At 39.1% G+C, this 16217-nt stretch carries 19 protein-coding genes; 18 read left to right on the top strand and 1 reads right to left on the bottom strand.

The features are described from left to right. Positions 1 to 42: 42 nt before the first annotated feature. From B5Y67_RS03670 to B5Y67_RS26115, 14 genes are all read left to right on the top strand, one after another. Positions 43 to 708: a molecular chaperone TorD family protein gene (locus tag B5Y67_RS03670; RefSeq protein ID WP_088225196.1), complete on the top strand. Its 666-nt coding sequence runs from the start codon at positions 43 to 45 to the stop codon at positions 706 to 708. Between the two features lie 70 nt (positions 709 to 778). Next, positions 779 to 1306 (top strand): rhodanese-like domain-containing protein, encoded by a 528-nt coding sequence (locus B5Y67_RS03675; protein WP_088225197.1) that lies wholly within the window; start codon positions 779 to 781, stop codon positions 1304 to 1306. 119 nt (positions 1307 to 1425) lie between these two features. Further along, a complete protein-coding gene (locus tag B5Y67_RS03680; RefSeq protein WP_088225198.1) occupies positions 1426 to 2868 on the top strand; it encodes a YeeE/YedE thiosulfate transporter family protein in 1443 nt (480 codons plus the stop codon). A 93-nt stretch (positions 2869 to 2961) separates the two neighbouring features. Continuing rightward, positions 2962 to 4431 carry a hypothetical protein gene (locus tag B5Y67_RS03685; RefSeq protein ID WP_088225199.1) on the top strand — a complete coding sequence of 490 codons (1470 nt, stop codon included), beginning with the start codon at positions 2962 to 2964 and terminating at the stop codon, positions 4429 to 4431. A 74-nt stretch (positions 4432 to 4505) separates the two neighbouring features. Beyond that, positions 4506 to 5462, top strand: coding sequence for a phosphate/phosphite/phosphonate ABC transporter substrate-binding protein (gene phnD, locus B5Y67_RS03690; protein ID WP_088225200.1), 957 nt, complete (start codon positions 4506 to 4508; stop codon positions 5460 to 5462). Between the two features lie 48 nt (positions 5463 to 5510). Continuing rightward, positions 5511 to 7022, top strand: coding sequence for an ATP-binding protein (locus B5Y67_RS03695; RefSeq protein ID WP_242975818.1), 1512 nt, complete (start codon positions 5511 to 5513; stop codon positions 7020 to 7022). Next, positions 7015 to 7677 (top strand): response regulator transcription factor, encoded by a 663-nt coding sequence (locus tag B5Y67_RS03700; RefSeq protein WP_088225201.1) that lies wholly within the window; start codon positions 7015 to 7017, stop codon positions 7675 to 7677. The genes B5Y67_RS03695 and B5Y67_RS03700 overlap by 8 nt, the downstream gene beginning before the upstream one ends. Before the next feature lie 38 nt (positions 7678 to 7715). Continuing rightward, a complete protein-coding gene (locus B5Y67_RS03705) occupies positions 7716 to 8288 on the top strand; it encodes a zinc dependent phospholipase C family protein (RefSeq protein WP_088225202.1) in 573 nt (190 codons plus the stop codon). 293 nt (positions 8289 to 8581) lie between these two features. Then, the gene (locus tag B5Y67_RS03710) at positions 8582 to 8920 is read left to right on the top strand and encodes a metalloregulator ArsR/SmtB family transcription factor (RefSeq protein ID WP_088225203.1); all 339 of its coding nucleotides are present in this window, start codon (positions 8582 to 8584) and stop codon (positions 8918 to 8920) included. Between the two features lie 12 nt (positions 8921 to 8932). Beyond that, positions 8933 to 9994 (top strand): ACR3 family arsenite efflux transporter, encoded by a 1062-nt coding sequence (arsB, locus tag B5Y67_RS03715; protein WP_088225204.1) that lies wholly within the window; start codon positions 8933 to 8935, stop codon positions 9992 to 9994. 62 nt (positions 9995 to 10056) lie between these two features. Then, positions 10057 to 10203 carry a hypothetical protein gene (locus tag B5Y67_RS25160; protein ID WP_170932566.1) on the top strand — a complete coding sequence of 49 codons (147 nt, stop codon included), beginning with the start codon at positions 10057 to 10059 and terminating at the stop codon, positions 10201 to 10203. Positions 10204 to 10244: 41 nt separating this feature from the next. Then, on the top strand, positions 10245 to 10658 hold the full coding sequence (locus B5Y67_RS03720) for a low molecular weight phosphatase family protein (RefSeq protein ID WP_088225205.1): 414 nt from the start codon (positions 10245 to 10247) through the stop codon (positions 10656 to 10658). 485 nt (positions 10659 to 11143) lie between these two features. After that, positions 11144 to 11380, top strand: a complete 237-nt coding sequence (locus tag B5Y67_RS03730; RefSeq protein WP_088225207.1) for a hypothetical protein — start codon at positions 11144 to 11146, stop codon at positions 11378 to 11380. Positions 11381 to 11696: 316 nt separating this feature from the next. Beyond that, complete coding sequence (locus tag B5Y67_RS26115) at positions 11697 to 11825, top strand: hypothetical protein (protein WP_282432745.1); 129 nt, start codon at positions 11697 to 11699, stop codon at positions 11823 to 11825. Between the two features lie 346 nt (positions 11826 to 12171). Here B5Y67_RS26115 and B5Y67_RS03740 read toward each other — a convergent pair whose 3' ends face one another. After that, on the bottom strand, positions 12172 to 12552 hold the full coding sequence (locus B5Y67_RS03740; RefSeq protein ID WP_088225209.1) for a DoxX family protein: 381 nt from the start codon (positions 12550 to 12552) through the stop codon (positions 12172 to 12174). A 443-nt stretch (positions 12553 to 12995) separates the two neighbouring features. Here B5Y67_RS03740 and B5Y67_RS25765 point away from each other — a divergent pair, with 443 nt between their 5' ends. The 4 genes from B5Y67_RS25765 (at position 12996) to B5Y67_RS03760 (ending at position 16201) form a co-directional block, all read left to right on the top strand. Further along, a complete protein-coding gene (locus B5Y67_RS25765; RefSeq protein WP_282432748.1) occupies positions 12996 to 13373 on the top strand; it encodes an NAD(P)H-dependent oxidoreductase in 378 nt (125 codons plus the stop codon). A gap of 1258 nt (positions 13374 to 14631) precedes the next feature. Next, a complete protein-coding gene (locus tag B5Y67_RS24820; RefSeq protein WP_140419038.1) occupies positions 14632 to 14889 on the top strand; it encodes a hypothetical protein in 258 nt (85 codons plus the stop codon). A gap of 179 nt (positions 14890 to 15068) precedes the next feature. Further along, positions 15069 to 15500 carry a C-GCAxxG-C-C family protein gene (locus B5Y67_RS03755; RefSeq protein WP_088225179.1) on the top strand — a complete coding sequence of 144 codons (432 nt, stop codon included), beginning with the start codon at positions 15069 to 15071 and terminating at the stop codon, positions 15498 to 15500. 356 nt (positions 15501 to 15856) lie between these two features. Continuing rightward, complete coding sequence (locus B5Y67_RS03760) at positions 15857 to 16201, top strand: hypothetical protein (RefSeq protein ID WP_348982284.1); 345 nt, start codon at positions 15857 to 15859, stop codon at positions 16199 to 16201. Positions 16202 to 16217 lie beyond the last annotated feature (16 nt).

A 16217-nucleotide genomic window follows, 5' to 3' on the forward strand; every position in this document is an offset into this window, starting at 1 on the left:
AGAATATGTAGAAAGAAAAAATCCGATGAAAAGAGTGAAAAGATGATTGAGCCAGCCATATGTCTCGAACTTGTAGAAGAGTCAGGGACACGAGCTATTCTGTATAACATTTTTGCGGATGCTCTAGCCCGTAAATTGGATGTATCATGGTTAAACCCTCATTTTCAAGCACAATTGAGCAAAGGGTTGCCGGAAGCAGAGGGGAAGGAAGAACTATTAACAGCCTTGACTCAAGCTGTACATGAGACGGAATATTTCCAAAAGGTTCAGTTGGACTACGACGCCCTTTTTATCGTACCGGGGGCAAAGCTAATTTTTCCTTATGAATCATGTTATACGCACCGTAATGTGGATGGAACCTTTGGCCGTTTATGGCAAGAACCTGCGCAGGATATGTACCGGATTTTAAAAGAATGGGAGATTCAATTTGCTGAAGGATGGGACCTTATTCCGGATCATATTGCGATTGAACTCTTCTTTATGGGCAACCTTTGCCGACTGGTCACAGAACGACGAGGAAATGAAGATGAAGTGCAAAAACTCTTGGAATGGGAAAAGCAGATCTTTGTAAAACATCTGTGTCCCTGGGTTTTTGAATTAATCACTAACTTGGAAAGAAAAGCCGATACAGGGTTCTACTGCGGGATGGCAAAATTGCTTCAAGCTTTTCTAAAAGAAGAAGAAGCGTTAATAACAACATTTTATTAAACAAAGGACTACAGCTTAGATAAGGTGTGGTCTCCTTCCGGGTATATTAAATAAGTGGAGATGTTTGAGAATGAAGGTAACGTCAAATCTTCTACTCTTAATTCTTATAGTCATCATTTTGGCCGGATGCGGAGCTAAAGTAAGTCCATTACCTAATACCACCAGCACTTCACAACAGGTTACTCCCACCTCTCCAACAGCTTCAGAATTGTCCGGTTCAACAAATGGTTCACCTAGTTCTGTCGAAAAATCCTTACCCTCCGAATCGATGATATCTGCGAGCCAGCTTGATGCGGGTATTAAGGCTAAAAACAATTGGCAAATTATTGACGTTCGAGAACCCAGTGAATTTGCCTCAGGGCACGTACCGACAGCGGTAAATATACCGCTTGGGGGTATAGCCAATCATGTAAATGCAATCGCAAAGGATAAAGACATTATACTCGTCTGTTTAAATGGTTCACGCTCATTCACAGCATGGCAAACGCTTGCTCAAAAAGGTTATACCCCTCAAAAAGTAAAAGTTCTAATAGGCGGAATGGAACAGTGGAAGAGTTTGGGGATAGGTGAGATTACAGAAAGTATAGGCGGTTGTTAAATTAATAATGGATGTAGGTTGTTTGAAAGTACAGCCCTTGTTTGTGATGTTCAAACAAGGGCTGTACTTCGTCAAAGGAATTCGATTAGTAGAAGAGTAATAGCAAAGAGGCGGTCATCATGAAAGGGAAAATGTTTAAGGCGGTAACAAAACAGTGGTCTTTCTTTTGGGCCGGCTTGGTCTTTGGCCTGGCACAAATTCTTTTCATGCTCGTTGATATTCAAAGAGATTTTCAAGTCTATGGTCGAGCCGTTGTAGATCCACTACGAGTGACTGCAGGACTTGGGCAAATGTTTCGGGGGCTAGAGGTGTTTCTATTTGGGGGAAGGACAAATTTCTACGGACAAGTTTTCCAACCGGATGTTTGGTGGCCGATTATCGGAATGATTTTAGGGGGCAGTTTAGTAGGGCTGATGGAAAGAGAGTTTCGAAGTTGGGTTAAGTATGATACAAAGATGCTTATCGTTGCTTTTATTGGTGGGATCGTTTTTAGTTACGGTACTCGTCTTGCCGGAGGATGTACCCTCTATCATTTGCTTGGCGGAATACCTTTGATGCAGATCGACAGTTGGGTGGTTGTTTTGGTCATGAGTCTAAGCGGAATTTTAACCTTTCGATTATTTACTAAGTTAGGTTTGGCTGGGTATTTTAAACATCAGGAAACCCGTTATTATGTTGAAAAGGCTCGGTTGAAGGGCTGGAACGAAGAGGGCATGGGTTATCATCCTGAGTATAGGCCCTGGCGGGACCCATGGCGCTGGATTGGCATTTTGTTTTTAATACTCATGGTTGGAGTTGCGGTTTGGAACGGAATGTTTAATCCATCTTATACGATGGGTTTTTCTCAAGCAGGTTGGGTTTATCCGACTCTTACACTTTTAGCCGGTCTCTTGGCTGGTATTGCTATGGCCAAGAGTGGTTTTGGTACTGAATGCGCTATGGTTTCTTTAGAATTATCACCAGCTTTACATCGAAATGACGAATGGTTAGGAACTTTGGGTTTGCCTAAGATTACTCAAACCTTATTTAAGGGGTTGTTCCCTTTCATTGGGGTAATGACAGCTGTTGTCATAACGAACTTATTTATTCTTATCACTTGGGTTGGCTATGGGATTCCTTTAGGTCATCATATAGCGATTAAAGATCAGCTTAATCTTGGGCATCTGGTTGGAGCAGCGATGCTGGGTTTTGGGGCGGTAGCGTTAATCGGATGCGAAATACGGTCTTACATGCGTCTGGGACTTCTCTACGGTAATACATTAATTGGATTTATCGGGTTTGCCGTCGGATACCTTCCATACACTCTTTCACCGAAAGCTCATGACTCATGGCTTAGTTCAACCATAATAATTCATCAGGCTTACAATTGGCCTGAGCTTATAACGGGAAATTTGGGAGAGCAACATATTTTGGGTATTTTCTACTCTGCACTCTTAATTGCAACACTAATATGGGCAATGTATACCTCTTATCGTGTCATGAGAATTCCCTTAAAAACCTTACTTTATCAGGATATAGAATCTATCCAGTTGTCAGATGAACGTCCCGGCAACTCAATATGAAATCCATGAAAAGAAGAGATAAATGGATAAAACATCGTGAGAGCCATTAATAACAAGAGTTCCTATCCATTGAATAAGAGGTGTCATCCCAACATGTGCAATAAATTTCCCTGGGTAAAGGAAGAAACAGGCAAAATATGGCTTTTTGGGGGTTCTGTTTTGCTTTTTCTTGTAGTGGTTATTAGGGTCATTTGGGTTAATAGTCATCCAAATTGGGAAATGTGGCAAATTCAATATTATCAAGCACAGATTGCTCAATTAAAGAGTAAAATTGATTCAACTCAAAACCCTGAGCTAAGGAAAACATTAGAGCAACAACTGGATAATCTGAAAGAGCAAAAACCGGAAATCAAAACGTTAATCCTTCCGAATGGGAAAATTGAACGCTGTCAGACTTGTCATTTGGGAATTGAAGAAATTTCTGCTTCTCATTCGTCAGAGGCGTTCGGTTGTGTCGTTTGTCACGGGGGGAATGCGCTTTCTCTCGATCAAAATCAGGCTCATGCTGGGATGTACGGAGCAGGGCATCCGGGACGATTAGAGGTCAGTCAATTGAGTTGCGGTTCTCAAAATTCAAACACGCAATGTCATTCTGGAAATGTGCGCTCCGAGGATAACCAAGTCGATTTAGTTGAATCATCGTTAATGGCAAGTAAAGGAGGGGAATTGTCCATGATTCGTTACATGCATGGTCTTGATATTTCTCCGAAGATTTCCATAAAACCCGGAGTAATTGCCTCTCAGGTCCCTTCACCGTTTAACGGGCAACCTCTTGAACAGAAACTGTTGAGTAATTGTTTAGAAGCATGCCATCAGAGCAATGGAAAACTACTCGAACAAGCTTCCTTGGCGAATGGTTGTGAAAGCTGCCATGTTTTAACTGATTGGTCCCATACCTATCAAGGACAAGATGTAACTGTTAAAGGAGAGGCGGGACATGGTCTAACGCATCGCCTAACTACTCAGATTCCATATACCCAATGTAATCAATGTCATAATCAGGGGATACCCAATCTCTATAATATGCAGTTTAATTCTCGGCCCGATTTAGCAAGTGTTAAATCTTCTTCCGAAAAAGGCGTAGAAACTCCAACTGATCGGTTAAAAAATGTGTATCAACCTAGTATGGTTTTTACTAAGTGCGAAGTAGAATTGGATTGTATTGATTGTCATACTCGGCAGGAGGTTATGGGGGATGGACATCTTTATCCTACCGAATATCAGGATCTGAAAATTCAATGTTACGACTGCCATGGAACAAAGGATAAAAAACCTTCAGGCTGGACGGTTGGTACATCAGACGACCTTGCTTTTGAAGAGGAGCAAGTCAATACAAATTTCCCCAAACTGAACATAGGGGATCAAATTTTAAAAACCGCTAAAGGAGAAGAATTACCGTATATTCGTCAAGACGCTCTAGGTTGGGTACTTACTAGCAAAGTCTTGGGAAAGAAATACCCAATTCCTCTCGTCTATGGAAGCGGTTGTATGCAAAATCCTGAAGCCCAGACCTCAAACGACTGCCACAAATGCCATGATTTTTCAGGGAATCTGAAAAGGTAAACGGGTGTGCAGGAGATCTAAGGTATAAAAACGAATTAAATGTTGAAAGGTGTAAAGTTTTTGGGGGGACAATCATGAATCTTCGAAGAAGACAAAAATTAGTTCGGTATTTTAACTTAGCTATAATTCTTCTAGCAGCAACGTTTTTGCTCGTGGGTTGCCAAAGTACAGAACGGTTGCCAGTGGTTAGTATAGAATCAAGAGATCCCTCTCTCACGAATCCACAACCTATGGAAAATCAAAATGTCTTAAAGGTCGGAATTTCTTCAGTTTTGTCTCCTCGTGAAACGCTGGAAAATTATCAATCGTTGGCAGATTACCTTCAGAAAAAAATTGGCAGACCTGTGATATTGGTTCAACGACAGAGTTATCAGGAAATTAATGACCTCGTACGTGACAATGGAGTAGATGTGGCCTTCATTTGTTCGGGTGCCTATGTGTCGGGAAAACAAGAAAACCTCATGTTATTAGCAGTCCCTGAGGTGAATGGAAAATCTACCTATCAATCTTACATTATCGTAAATTCGAATAGTAAGTTTCAGTCTTTTAAAGATCTTAAGGGTCAAGTATTTGGTTTCACGGATCCCATTTCTTTTTCAGGGACGATTGCCCCAACGTATATGGTAACGCTTTTAGACAGTCGCCCGAATGACTTTTTCAAAAGGGTCGTTTATACGTACAGTCATGATAATTCGATTAAAGCTGTTTTGGATAATGTAGTGTCTGCAGCTGGGGTAGATTCTCTCGTGTATCAGTATTCTGTAGCTAAGGATCCATCATTGGCAACGAAGATCCGGATTATTGCACAATCACCGGAGGTAGGAAGCCCTCCGGTTGTAGTTAATAAAAAAATTGACGCTCACCTAAAAGCGGCTTTGCTAGAGGCGTTGTTACAAATGGATAATGACCCCATTGGTAAGAAGGCGTTGAAAGCACTATTATATGATCGTTTTGTTTTACCTAATGATGTTGCGTATGAACCCATCCAGTCGATGTTGAACGCAAATTTCACGATTGAACAAAAGAAGTAATCGGGAATTACTTGGGTCTGTTAGTTGATTATAACAATGGGAGGACTTATGGGTTTAATATCTTGGATTATTAAAATGAACCGAAAGTTGCAGACTTATAGATTCGTGAAGTACGCAAAGGGTATCCTTAAACGTATCCGGGTGCAGTATAAGATACTCGGCTTAGTTGTTGGAGTAGTTCTGCTTTTGAGTAGTATGATTGTTTGGCAGATGGGAAACATCTTAACAAACAATTTGCGAGATCAACTCGACAAGAGGGCCGTTTCGATCGGGAGTGATGTGGCGGCAAGGGCTACCAATGAATTATTGATTAATAATGATTATGCTGTTTATGAATTGTTGCAAAACACTTTGAAAAATAATGAGGATATTTTGTATCTTTTCGTTGTCGATCCTCAAGGGAATGTTTTGGCGCATACGTTTGGCGAGGCCTTCCCTAAAGAACTATTGAAAGCAAATGCGGTAACGGGAACAGACAATTATCATCTGACGGTTTTTCGTACAGAGGTTGGAATCGTTCGTGACGTAGCCGTGCCTATTCTGAATGGAAAACTGGGAGTAGCCCGGGTGGGGATGACTGAAAACGGATTACAAAAAGCAGTTCTTCATATGACCTGGAATCTCTTGCTTATTGCTCTTTTCGTATCAGCTCTGGGCATTATCGCAGCGGTGTTGCTGACCCGAGTGTTAACCCAACCGATCCGAGAGTTGGTAGCTTTGACTCAACGGGTGACAAAAGGAGAATTAGATGTCCAGGGAATTGTCCATACGCAGGATGAAATCGGAGTCTTAACCGAAGCTTTTAATAAAATGACAGTATCTCTTAGTCAGAACCATCGCGAACGAGAGAAATTGCTTGATGAGCTTAAGGAAAAGGAAGAGATGCGGCTTCAACTCTTAGAAAAAGTAATGACAGCGCAAGAAGAGGAACGAAAAAGAATTTCTAGAGAGCTTCACGATGAAACAAGTCAAGCGTTGACATCCCTCATGGTAGGAATGAAGGTTTTGGAGTCTGAAACTTCCTTTTGTTCTGTAGGGGATCGTTTACAAGAAATGCGTCAGACCGTTTCGCAGACATTAGAAGAAGTTCATCACCTTGCAAGGGAGCTTCGGCCCAGTGTCCTCGATGATATGGGATTGGTACCGGCTCTCGATCGTTATATTAAGGAATACGAAAAGAAATTTGGCATAGAAATAGATTTTAATGTCAATGGGTTTAATGAATACCGAGTTTCTGCCACCATTGAAGTTGCTCTTTATCGAATTGTCCAAGAAGCTTTAACCAATGTTGCAAAGTATGCGGAAGCGACGATGGTTTCTGTTTTACTGGATTGGAGGGAAGACTGGGTTTTAGCGATCGTTGAAGACAATGGTAAAGGGTTTGATCCCAATCAGGCCGTTCTTCAACCTGGACGGGGCCTTGGACTTTTTGGGATGCAAGAGAGAGCAGCTTTATTGGGAGGAACATTTAATATTGAGTCACAAAAAGGTATAGGAACAACGGTCTTTATTAAGATTCCTGTGAATCTGGTGCAGGGAAAGAAGGAGCTTCATGTCTGAAAAGAAACTTAGAATTTTATTAGGTGATGATCACGCTGTTCTAAGGGCAGGATTGAGAGTGCTGCTGAATCTTGAAGAGGATTTTGAAGTTGTTGGTGAGGCAGCTGACGGTGAAGAAGTTATTCAAATGGTTGAGAAAACCTTACCTGATTTAGTGTTGCTCGACCTTACTTTGCCAAAGATAAGTGGCTTAGAATGTATAGGACGTATATTAGAAAAACACCCGATGTCTAAAGTTTTGGTTTTGACTATGCATGATGATGAGGAGTATATGAAGGCTGTCATTAAGGCTGGTGGAAAGGGATATGTCTTAAAAAAGGCTGCGGATGTGGAGCTGCTTTCAGCCATCCGAATGGTTTCGCGAGGAGAACTTTATATTTATCCTCCTATGGCCGGAGCACTGCTTTATCAGATTGTTACGCCTCAAACCTCAGAACAACGTAAAGTAAAAAGAGAAAAAGGATTGAGCGAGAGAGAACGGGAAGTGCTAAAGTATTTAGCCTTGGGGCATACAAATCAAGAAATTGCAAATCTTCTTCACATTAGTGTAAAAACAGTTGAAACCTATAAAACTCGTGTTATGGAGAAACTAGACTTGCGCAAGCGGGCGGAGCTTGTTAGGTATGCAATGGAAAATGGTCTGATTAATGATTGAAGAAGAATTAAGCCCAGAACAGAGGAGTGATTTGTAATTTGGGATCTAGAATAATGCATATAAGTATTGCTACAAAAGTTTGCGCAAAGGTTGAGTTAAACAAGAATAGGTTTTTACTTGGAAGTATTGCCCCAGACGCTTATCTTCCCTCGAAACAGTTTAAAATGATTTCACACTTTGCAAATAAAGGTAATGGCCCTAGCATTGATAGCAATGCATTTTTAGATAAATACAACAATTGTTTAAATGATAGCTTTTATCTTGGATACTATTGCCATTTATTATCAGATAAATTATGGTTCAGTAAATATCACAAAAAGATGCAGACTAATAGGAACCATTACGAAGATTATAATCGACTAACCAATATACTTATTAGATATTACAAATTAGAAAATAACTTTTCGTTCTTTGATGATTTTTTTATACAAGAGATTGATATGAATGTTTTTAGGAATATATTTGAAGAATTGAAAAATGACTTTATCCTTGAAAAGGAAATAACAGCAAATCTCTTAGAGATGTTCGAGGTTGAAGATATTAAAAACTATATTGAAGAAGCTGTAAAGCTATCCGTTAATAGTATTGAAGCTATATTATTAGATAATTAGGAAATTAGAGATACCATTAGGCTTCTTTTGAACTTGGTCTTCATAATGAAAACAATTAAGCTTTAGTAGGAGTGGAACTCTTAGATAAATAAATCTAGGAGTTTTTTTCGTGTAAACAATGTTCTAAATTTATAGGATATAGGGCAATATTTGAAGTGCCTTCTCATAGGAGACCATGCCTATATCTATAAGTAAAGTAGGTTAAACGGTTTTCTTTATCAAAAGCACATGGTATAATATCCGTATATTCGCATATGCGCATATACGGATATTAATTTTGTGTAGGTGATTGTATGCAAAAACTACTCAATACATTAAAGTCGTTATCTGACGAAACCCGACTACGATTAATCAATTTATTATATGAAAAGGAGCTTTGTGTATGTGATCTAATGGAAACGCTGCAGGTTACTCAAACAAAAGTGTCTAGACACCTTTCTTACTTAAAGAATGCTGGACTAGTCTCAGACAGAAAACATGCTCAATGGGTCTATTATTCGATTGTACATGATGATGAAAATCAGTTTTTGGACACTTTAGTATTTAATAACTTAAGAAATAAAGATCTATTTAAGGATGACTTGAAAAATCTTTATGAATGGCTTCAAAGGAAAAATATTGCATGTGATTAAGGAGGAGTCATAATGAACAAAGAAAAGTCTGTCAGACTATCTTTCTTAGACCGCTTTTTAACCCTTTGGATATTCCTTGCTATGCTAGTGGGAGTAGGAGCGGGGTATTTGTTCCCCAGTATTGCTGACTCACTCGATAAACTGTCGGTTGGCACAACTTCCATTCCAATTGCTATAGGTCTTATTATCATGATGTATCCACCACTGGCTAAAGTTAATTACCGTAAACTTGGTGAGGTGTTTAAAAACACTAAAGTGTTAGGATTATCGCTCTTACAAAATTGGATTATCGGCCCAATTTTAATGTTCCTTTTGGCTATTACCTTTTTGCGTGATAAACCAGACTATATGGTCGGCCTAATTTTAATCGGGTTAGCACGCTGCATCGCTATGGTTATCGTTTGGAACAGCCTTGCGAAAGGTGACTCAGAGTATGCCGCAGCCTTGGTAGCCTTTAATTCAGTGTTTCAAATGATCTTTTACTCAATTTTTGCTTATGTTTTTATTACCGTTTTGCCAAGGCTATTCGGGCTACAGGGTATGGCGATTCATGTGTCAATTAAGGATGTCGCTGCCAGCGTGGCTATTTACCTGGGAATTCCTTTTTTCGCCGGTATGCTTACTCGTTTAATATTAGAACCAGCTAAGGGCAGAGAATGGTACGAAAAAACCTTTGTTCCCAAGATTAGCCCCCTAGCCCTGATTGCATTACTATACACCATTATCATAATGTTTTCCTATAAGGGAAGCTACATCGTGAAATTGCCCATGGATGTTGTGCGTATTGCAATTCCGCTCGTCATTTACTTTATAATCATGTTTACGTTATCCTTCTTTATTAGCAAGAAGCTAGGCGTAAATTATGCCCAGACGACTAGTCTTTCATTTACTGCCGCAAGTAACAACTTTGAGCTGGCCATCGCCGTAGCTGTTGCAGTCTTTACGATTAAATCCGGGCAGGCCTTTGCTGCCGTGATTGGACCGTTGATTGAGGTTCCTGTAATGATTGGACTCGTTAATGTAGCATTAAAATGGGGTAAAAAGTATTTTAATAAAGACGGGCAACCGATTTAGTAACAGTCTAGGCCTTTCCAACCTCGCAACGGTGGAAGGAAAACAAACGTTCCTAAGGTGATATGGGAACAACGAATCATCTATTGGCGGCAAAGGCAAGCCATGAAATCGAGTGGATTAATAAGGTTGATGAGCATTCTATGGGCAACTTTGCAGTTATTGCTTGGAGTGCCGATGAAATTAAAGGAGAAAAGTTACTTAGCCTATAATTCGCATTAAAGAGTTAATAACTTATTCGATGAGGTGTTCTATGAATAAACTAAAGGTTGCATTTGTTTGCGTACACAATTCTTGTCGTTCTCAGATAGCCGAAGCCCTGGGCAAAATGTTTGCCTCAGATGTTTTTGACTCATATTCTGCTGGTACTGAAACCAAACCATCCATTAATAAAGACGCCGTTCGGATCATAAAGCAGCTTTATGATCTTGACATGGAAACGACGCAGTCTTCCAAGCTTATATCAGATATTCCTCAGCCAGATATTGTTATAACTATGGGATGTAATGTGAATTGTCCATATGTTCCCTGCAAATACCGAGAAGACTGGGGCCTTGATGATCCAACTGGAAAAAATGACAACGAGTTTATTGAGACGGCAAGAATAATAGAACATAAAATTTTAAGTCTAAAAGAACGAATAATAAATCACGAAATCAAAGCCTAAACAATTAGTGTTTTACATTGAGATTAGTTGCAGAATTAAGTTAGATAGTGATAGAAATTCTAGGCATGACCTCCTCGTTGTCAGGGGGTTATGCTTTTGTTTGAATTCTTCTACGTTACTAGAAAAATACTAAGACATTATTTAATTGGCAAGAATAATAGTTGCATATTCAAATTATTTTGTGTTTTCATGTTTAGTGATTTAATTCGCACTGTTAAAGCTAATCATCGAGATAAAGTATTATTAGAAAAAGTATTATTAGAAGATGTTTATTTAATAGTTCGTCAATTAAAAGAGGATAAAGAAGCGAACATATTATATGACTCGAATATTACTCCAGAAATGTTGTAAGAAGCTATTGCAAAAATTAAAACTGATATAGTAGAAAACCAAGAAACAAATGTATTTTTATATCCTATATCTAGAACAGAATATGAAGAAATACTTTTTTTCTTAGGATAAAAAGCTTTAATGAACTGAATTTCATGATTAAAAATCATGAGTTTAGTAAACTGTTTCCCCGAGGAACTAAGCTGCCGCAAATTGATGCAATCAGAGACACACTTAAAGTTATTGATATAAGCGGACTAAACCAAATTAATGATCACATTATAAAGAAGTCCGTTGAGAATAAGGCTTTTGATAATGGAACAATCGACAGATATACTGTGGCTGCGATTGATGGAACAAAATTCTTAGTGAGCAATAAGAAAAGTTGTTAAGAATGCTTGAAAAATGCTAAAGGCAATAAGACCCATTTCTTTCATAGTGGCGCTGTAAGGTTAATTTGGGGGTAGGGAGAGGTGTATCCTTCTTTACCCGAATTAAGTAATTGGAGGTGATATAATACATTACAATTGAATTTATCAATATGGTCTGCGAGAATCATGACAGAAGCTAAATTACTGGGTAAATAATACTTGACACGCTGCCCAGTATTATTTTGAGGATAGTCACGAAGCTATTATAAGTAAGGAAAATTTGCCGTAGTGCAGCAAGAATTTGAGAGACAAACAAACTTGCGGGGGTATTCCAAGAGTGGGAAAAGTTCTTTTACGAGTGAATACCCTTTTTCAGGGGAACTATTCTGCCCAAATTGTGGTTCAAAGTTTAGACGCCAAGCATGGGGGAGAGGTAAAAACAGAAAGTACGTATGGCGGTGTATAAACCGAGAAATTAATGGAGTAGATCTTGTAGCATGAAATTAGAAGGATTTAGAGAAAGCTTTTGTACAGGCGATTAACAAAGTCATTAGCGAGAAGGAGGCATTTTTGATTGAGGAAACCGGAATTTACTCGGGTAGTATAGAGGACATCGACACTAGGTAGCTGAACTCCAGCAAGAATTGATGAGTATCGTGCGTAGCTCTGGGGTTGATAGTGAGGAATATTCAAGAGTGGTGGGTGAAATTGAGGCTTTACGGGAGCGTAGGGTTGGGATAAAAAATGCTGAGGCCGAAGGGACATGGAGGAAAAGTAAATTAGAGGAATTCAAACGAAATGACTTTAAGTTTTTATTTATCATAAAAAGAAGCCAGGGCAATGATAATTGCCCCACCGATTAACGAAATATTCTTCATAAAGTGCTGCATCTGATTGGTTTTCTCTTTTTTATCCTTAACACCCCAAAACTTGTGGCCGAAAAAGGTTGCGGGTAACAAAAACAGGATAATCATAATTGAACCATACAGGCTGTAGGCGTAAAACACTATACCGATACCACCGGCTACCGCCATTAAAGTCGAAGCAATTGCTGAAAACTTTGGAAAAGGTACACCTGATGTGGACATGAACTGAACAGTACCTTTATAATTTATTACCTGAGTGAGACCACTGAAGATAAAAATTACCGCAAAGAAAATACGTCCAGTTAAAAGTAGGATTAAGATAGTCATGAACTCTGCACCTCTTTCCAACCTAGGTGGATATGCCTAATATTTAATAATAATGCTACGGTAAAGGTATATTTAACAAACTGAGTTGATACATACATGTCAGTTGCCAGTGGAACAATAAGTTAAGACAAAAGAGAAGTGAAAGCCTATGCTGGATCTTCTGAAGAAATCTTTATCTCGGAAAGGAAGAATTAAAAAGTGGCTGAGTTATTTTATATCACTGCAAACCCGAAACCGGTTCAGGATTCTTACTGCTTATCTATAGGCTAGACATTTCTTGATGCCTACCGCCAAACAAACCCGAACGATGAGATTGTTCCCCTAGACCTATATAAGATTAGTATCCCCCTTATTGACGTTGACGTATTCAGTGGCTGGGGAAAGTTGCAGCAGGGGATGGCTTTTGACCAATTAGCTGCCGAAAAGACGAAAAAGTAAGCCGGATAAATGAGCTATGCGATCAATTTATAGCCGCAGACAAATATGTTTTTGTAACCCCTATGTGGTGGAACCTATGTATTCCTTCCAAAATGAAGGTCTATATCGACACTATAGCTATTGCCTGCAAAACATTTAGGTATACGGAGTCCGGGCCGGTAGGCCTGCTTACTGATAAGAAAGCGCTTCATATTCAGGCAAGAGGCGGCGTATACTTCGAGGGTCCAGCCCATGGTTTTGAATTTGGCGATAAATTTATCCATACTAAACTCACCTTTCTTGGTGTCCCTTCGATTGAATCTATAATTGTCGAGGGGATGAACCAAACTCCAGATGAGGCTGAAGAAATTAAGGCTAAAGCTATTAACCAGGCCAAAGAATGAGCCAAAAGCTTCTAGCTAGCCCCAAGGGTAAGCGGAGTTCCTATGTGAGCCAGCACTTTAGCCTCTACCATATCAAAGCATTGATATCAATGACATTTTTGCCAATTACAAAAGTGCATCAAATTCGGAGATTTTTACTACTGTCAGACCTCCCTTTCTGCTAAAATCAGAGGGGAAAAGAGGTTTTAATGAGAAAAAACTATTTTGTAAAATTGGTAAAATATATGAAAAATGTTTATCAGATTTATCATGGTTTGAATAAATTATCTGACGGAAGAGTTAACCCAACTTATAACACAGGCCAAGTAATTCTGCCTGTGCTTTTGGGTTTTTGCTTCGGATAGGAAGCTTTAATGATCTGAATTTTATGATTAAAAATCATGAGTTTAGTAAGCTGTATCCTCGAGGAACAAAACTCCCACAGATTGATACTATCAGAGATACACTTAAAGTCATTGATATAAGCGGACTAAACCAGCTGAATAATGTCTTCTCGGTACTTCTGCCGGAGAGCTTATGCGTCAGATTGTCAACAGAATCGTGGAGTAGTTAGTTTTCTAACTCCAATTTGCTTAAGCGTTTTTCAAGTACTTTTACCTGCCGCTCAGAAACGAAAATATACCCTAAGTTATATTCTGAAACTCAAAAGCTAATTTCTTTTGATTCTAGGATAATGTCTTAGGGCGCAGGTCTATCTTGGTATGCCCGTTCTTTAGGGATTCTGCTCACATTTAAGATAGGGACAATTGTATCTTAACTATAAACCTAATGTTGTAATAATTCGTCATTTTTATAAGTTACAGCATTAGTTGTTGATATAAAAGTGTTTTTATCTAAGTCACTTATTTGTACATTTGTTTTTTTATTAACTTTACTAGTTTTTTCTTCGCCTAATGAAACGATTAATTGGGCGGCAACGACTCCAAATATCGTATTCTGTATAAGTGTTTAGTAATAGCTTATAGAAGTATGGTGTTTTATGCTATATAATTTTGCTTTAGCAAATATGTTATATAAAAGGCCCCAAGTTGCTAGTCCATAGCCCCTTTGATTCAAAGGAAGATGTACTTAAATACTGTCTCGGAGAAAAAATAAATGAAGTCCGGCATTTTGTTGAAGAGATACAAAAATCCCCCCTGGAGCCGTCTCAAAAATTGTCGGAAATCCTTTTAACCGCTGGTAAAAATTTCGAAGAGAATAGTCAGCTTATAAATCTGTTTATGCAGTTTCGTCGCNTAGTCAGCTTATAAATCTGTTTATGCAGTTTCGTCGCCAGGTCTTGCGCAGCCAACGGGAGTCCCCCCACGGCCCTGTTTTTAAAGAGATACTGGCTGACATAGTGTGTGAGGGGCAGGAAAAAGGCGTATTCCGTAAGGATATCGCTGTGGGAATAATTATCGAAATGTTCATGGGCCTGATACAATCCACCATGAACAGCAACCTGGAAATCCCATTTATGGATAACCTGAAACAAAAGCTATATTTATTCCTGGAAGGTCTTGGAGTAAAACAATAATCCTTATGCATTATTGGAAGGAATAAAAGAGTTTAAAAATGAACATATTCAATTATGAATATGTTCATTTTTATTGACTTCGAACACATTGCGGGTTAAAATAAAGTGAACACGTTCATATATGTATAAATTCATAAAAATATCTCAATAAAAAGCTAAAATTGTGGGAGGAATGCAATGTGAAGGTTTCCGATAAAGCGGTAGATATGATGAAGAACGGCTTTTTATGTAGTCAGGCGGTTTTTTCCACCCTAGGGGAGCAGCTTGGAATGGACCGCAGCCAGGCCATTAAATTGGCCACCGGATTTGGGGCTGGGATTTCTGGCACAGGTGAAATATGCGGCGCGGTTAGCGGAGGAATCATGGCTATGGGATTAAAGCACGGCAATGACGAAAACACCGTCTTCGATATGGGAAATAGGACCTTTCCCTTAGCTCAGGAACTAATAGAAAAAATTAAGGTAAAACATGGCTGTTCCACGTGCAAGGGCCTAACTGGAATTGACTTTACTCCAGAAGGATCTAAGTTATTTAAGGAACAGAATATAGCAGAGAAAATCTGCTTTAATGTTATAAGAGATGTTATAGATACTGTGGAGGAGCTGTGGTAAGACGGTTATTACGGTACTGAAGCAGCTATTGCACCATCTTAAGGAAAGCTGAAATGTTGCTGAAGTATATCTAAAAGCTTATTGAAAACCGGCTGAGAGGACTTTAGTATTTATAATCTCAAAACTTCAGATATGCGATTAAGGCTGTAGGTTATCAACCCTCATCAATTTTGTCGATGAGGGTTGATATTATTTTATGTATGAAATATTGATATTAAAACAGAGAACGGATATAATAAGAACACGAGTTCGATAAATGGCCAAATATATGTACTAAGAGGCGATAAAAATGAGAGATGTCTGTACTGAGTGTAATGGGGAATCCCATTGTATAGAACTCTGCGAAGAGTGGTTAATTGCCCATGATCAATGCCCAGAGTGCCGAAACAAACTTCTACATATCGGAGGATGCAGCGAATGTATTACGGGTGAATGGGCGAAATGCGGCTAAGATGAAAGTCGTTATGGCTTCCATCGAAATGATTGCATGGTTTGATATCTCTGGTACACCGCGTCCGATTCGTTTTCGACATGAGGGCGATGTCGTTAAGGTTGAGATGATTATAAGAATATCTGAAGAGAAAATTGCCGGAAACCGAATGAGGATTTATGATTGTCAGAGTGAGATCCATGGGCTAATGAAACAATTTCAATTAAAGTATGAGCTAAATACCTGCAAGTGGTTTTTGTATAAGATTTAGTGCTTGGATTTTGGGA

The organism is Desulfosporosinus sp. FKB (genome assembly GCF_002196705.1).
Classification (GTDB): Bacteria; Bacillota; Desulfitobacteriia; order Desulfitobacteriales; family Desulfitobacteriaceae; genus Desulfosporosinus.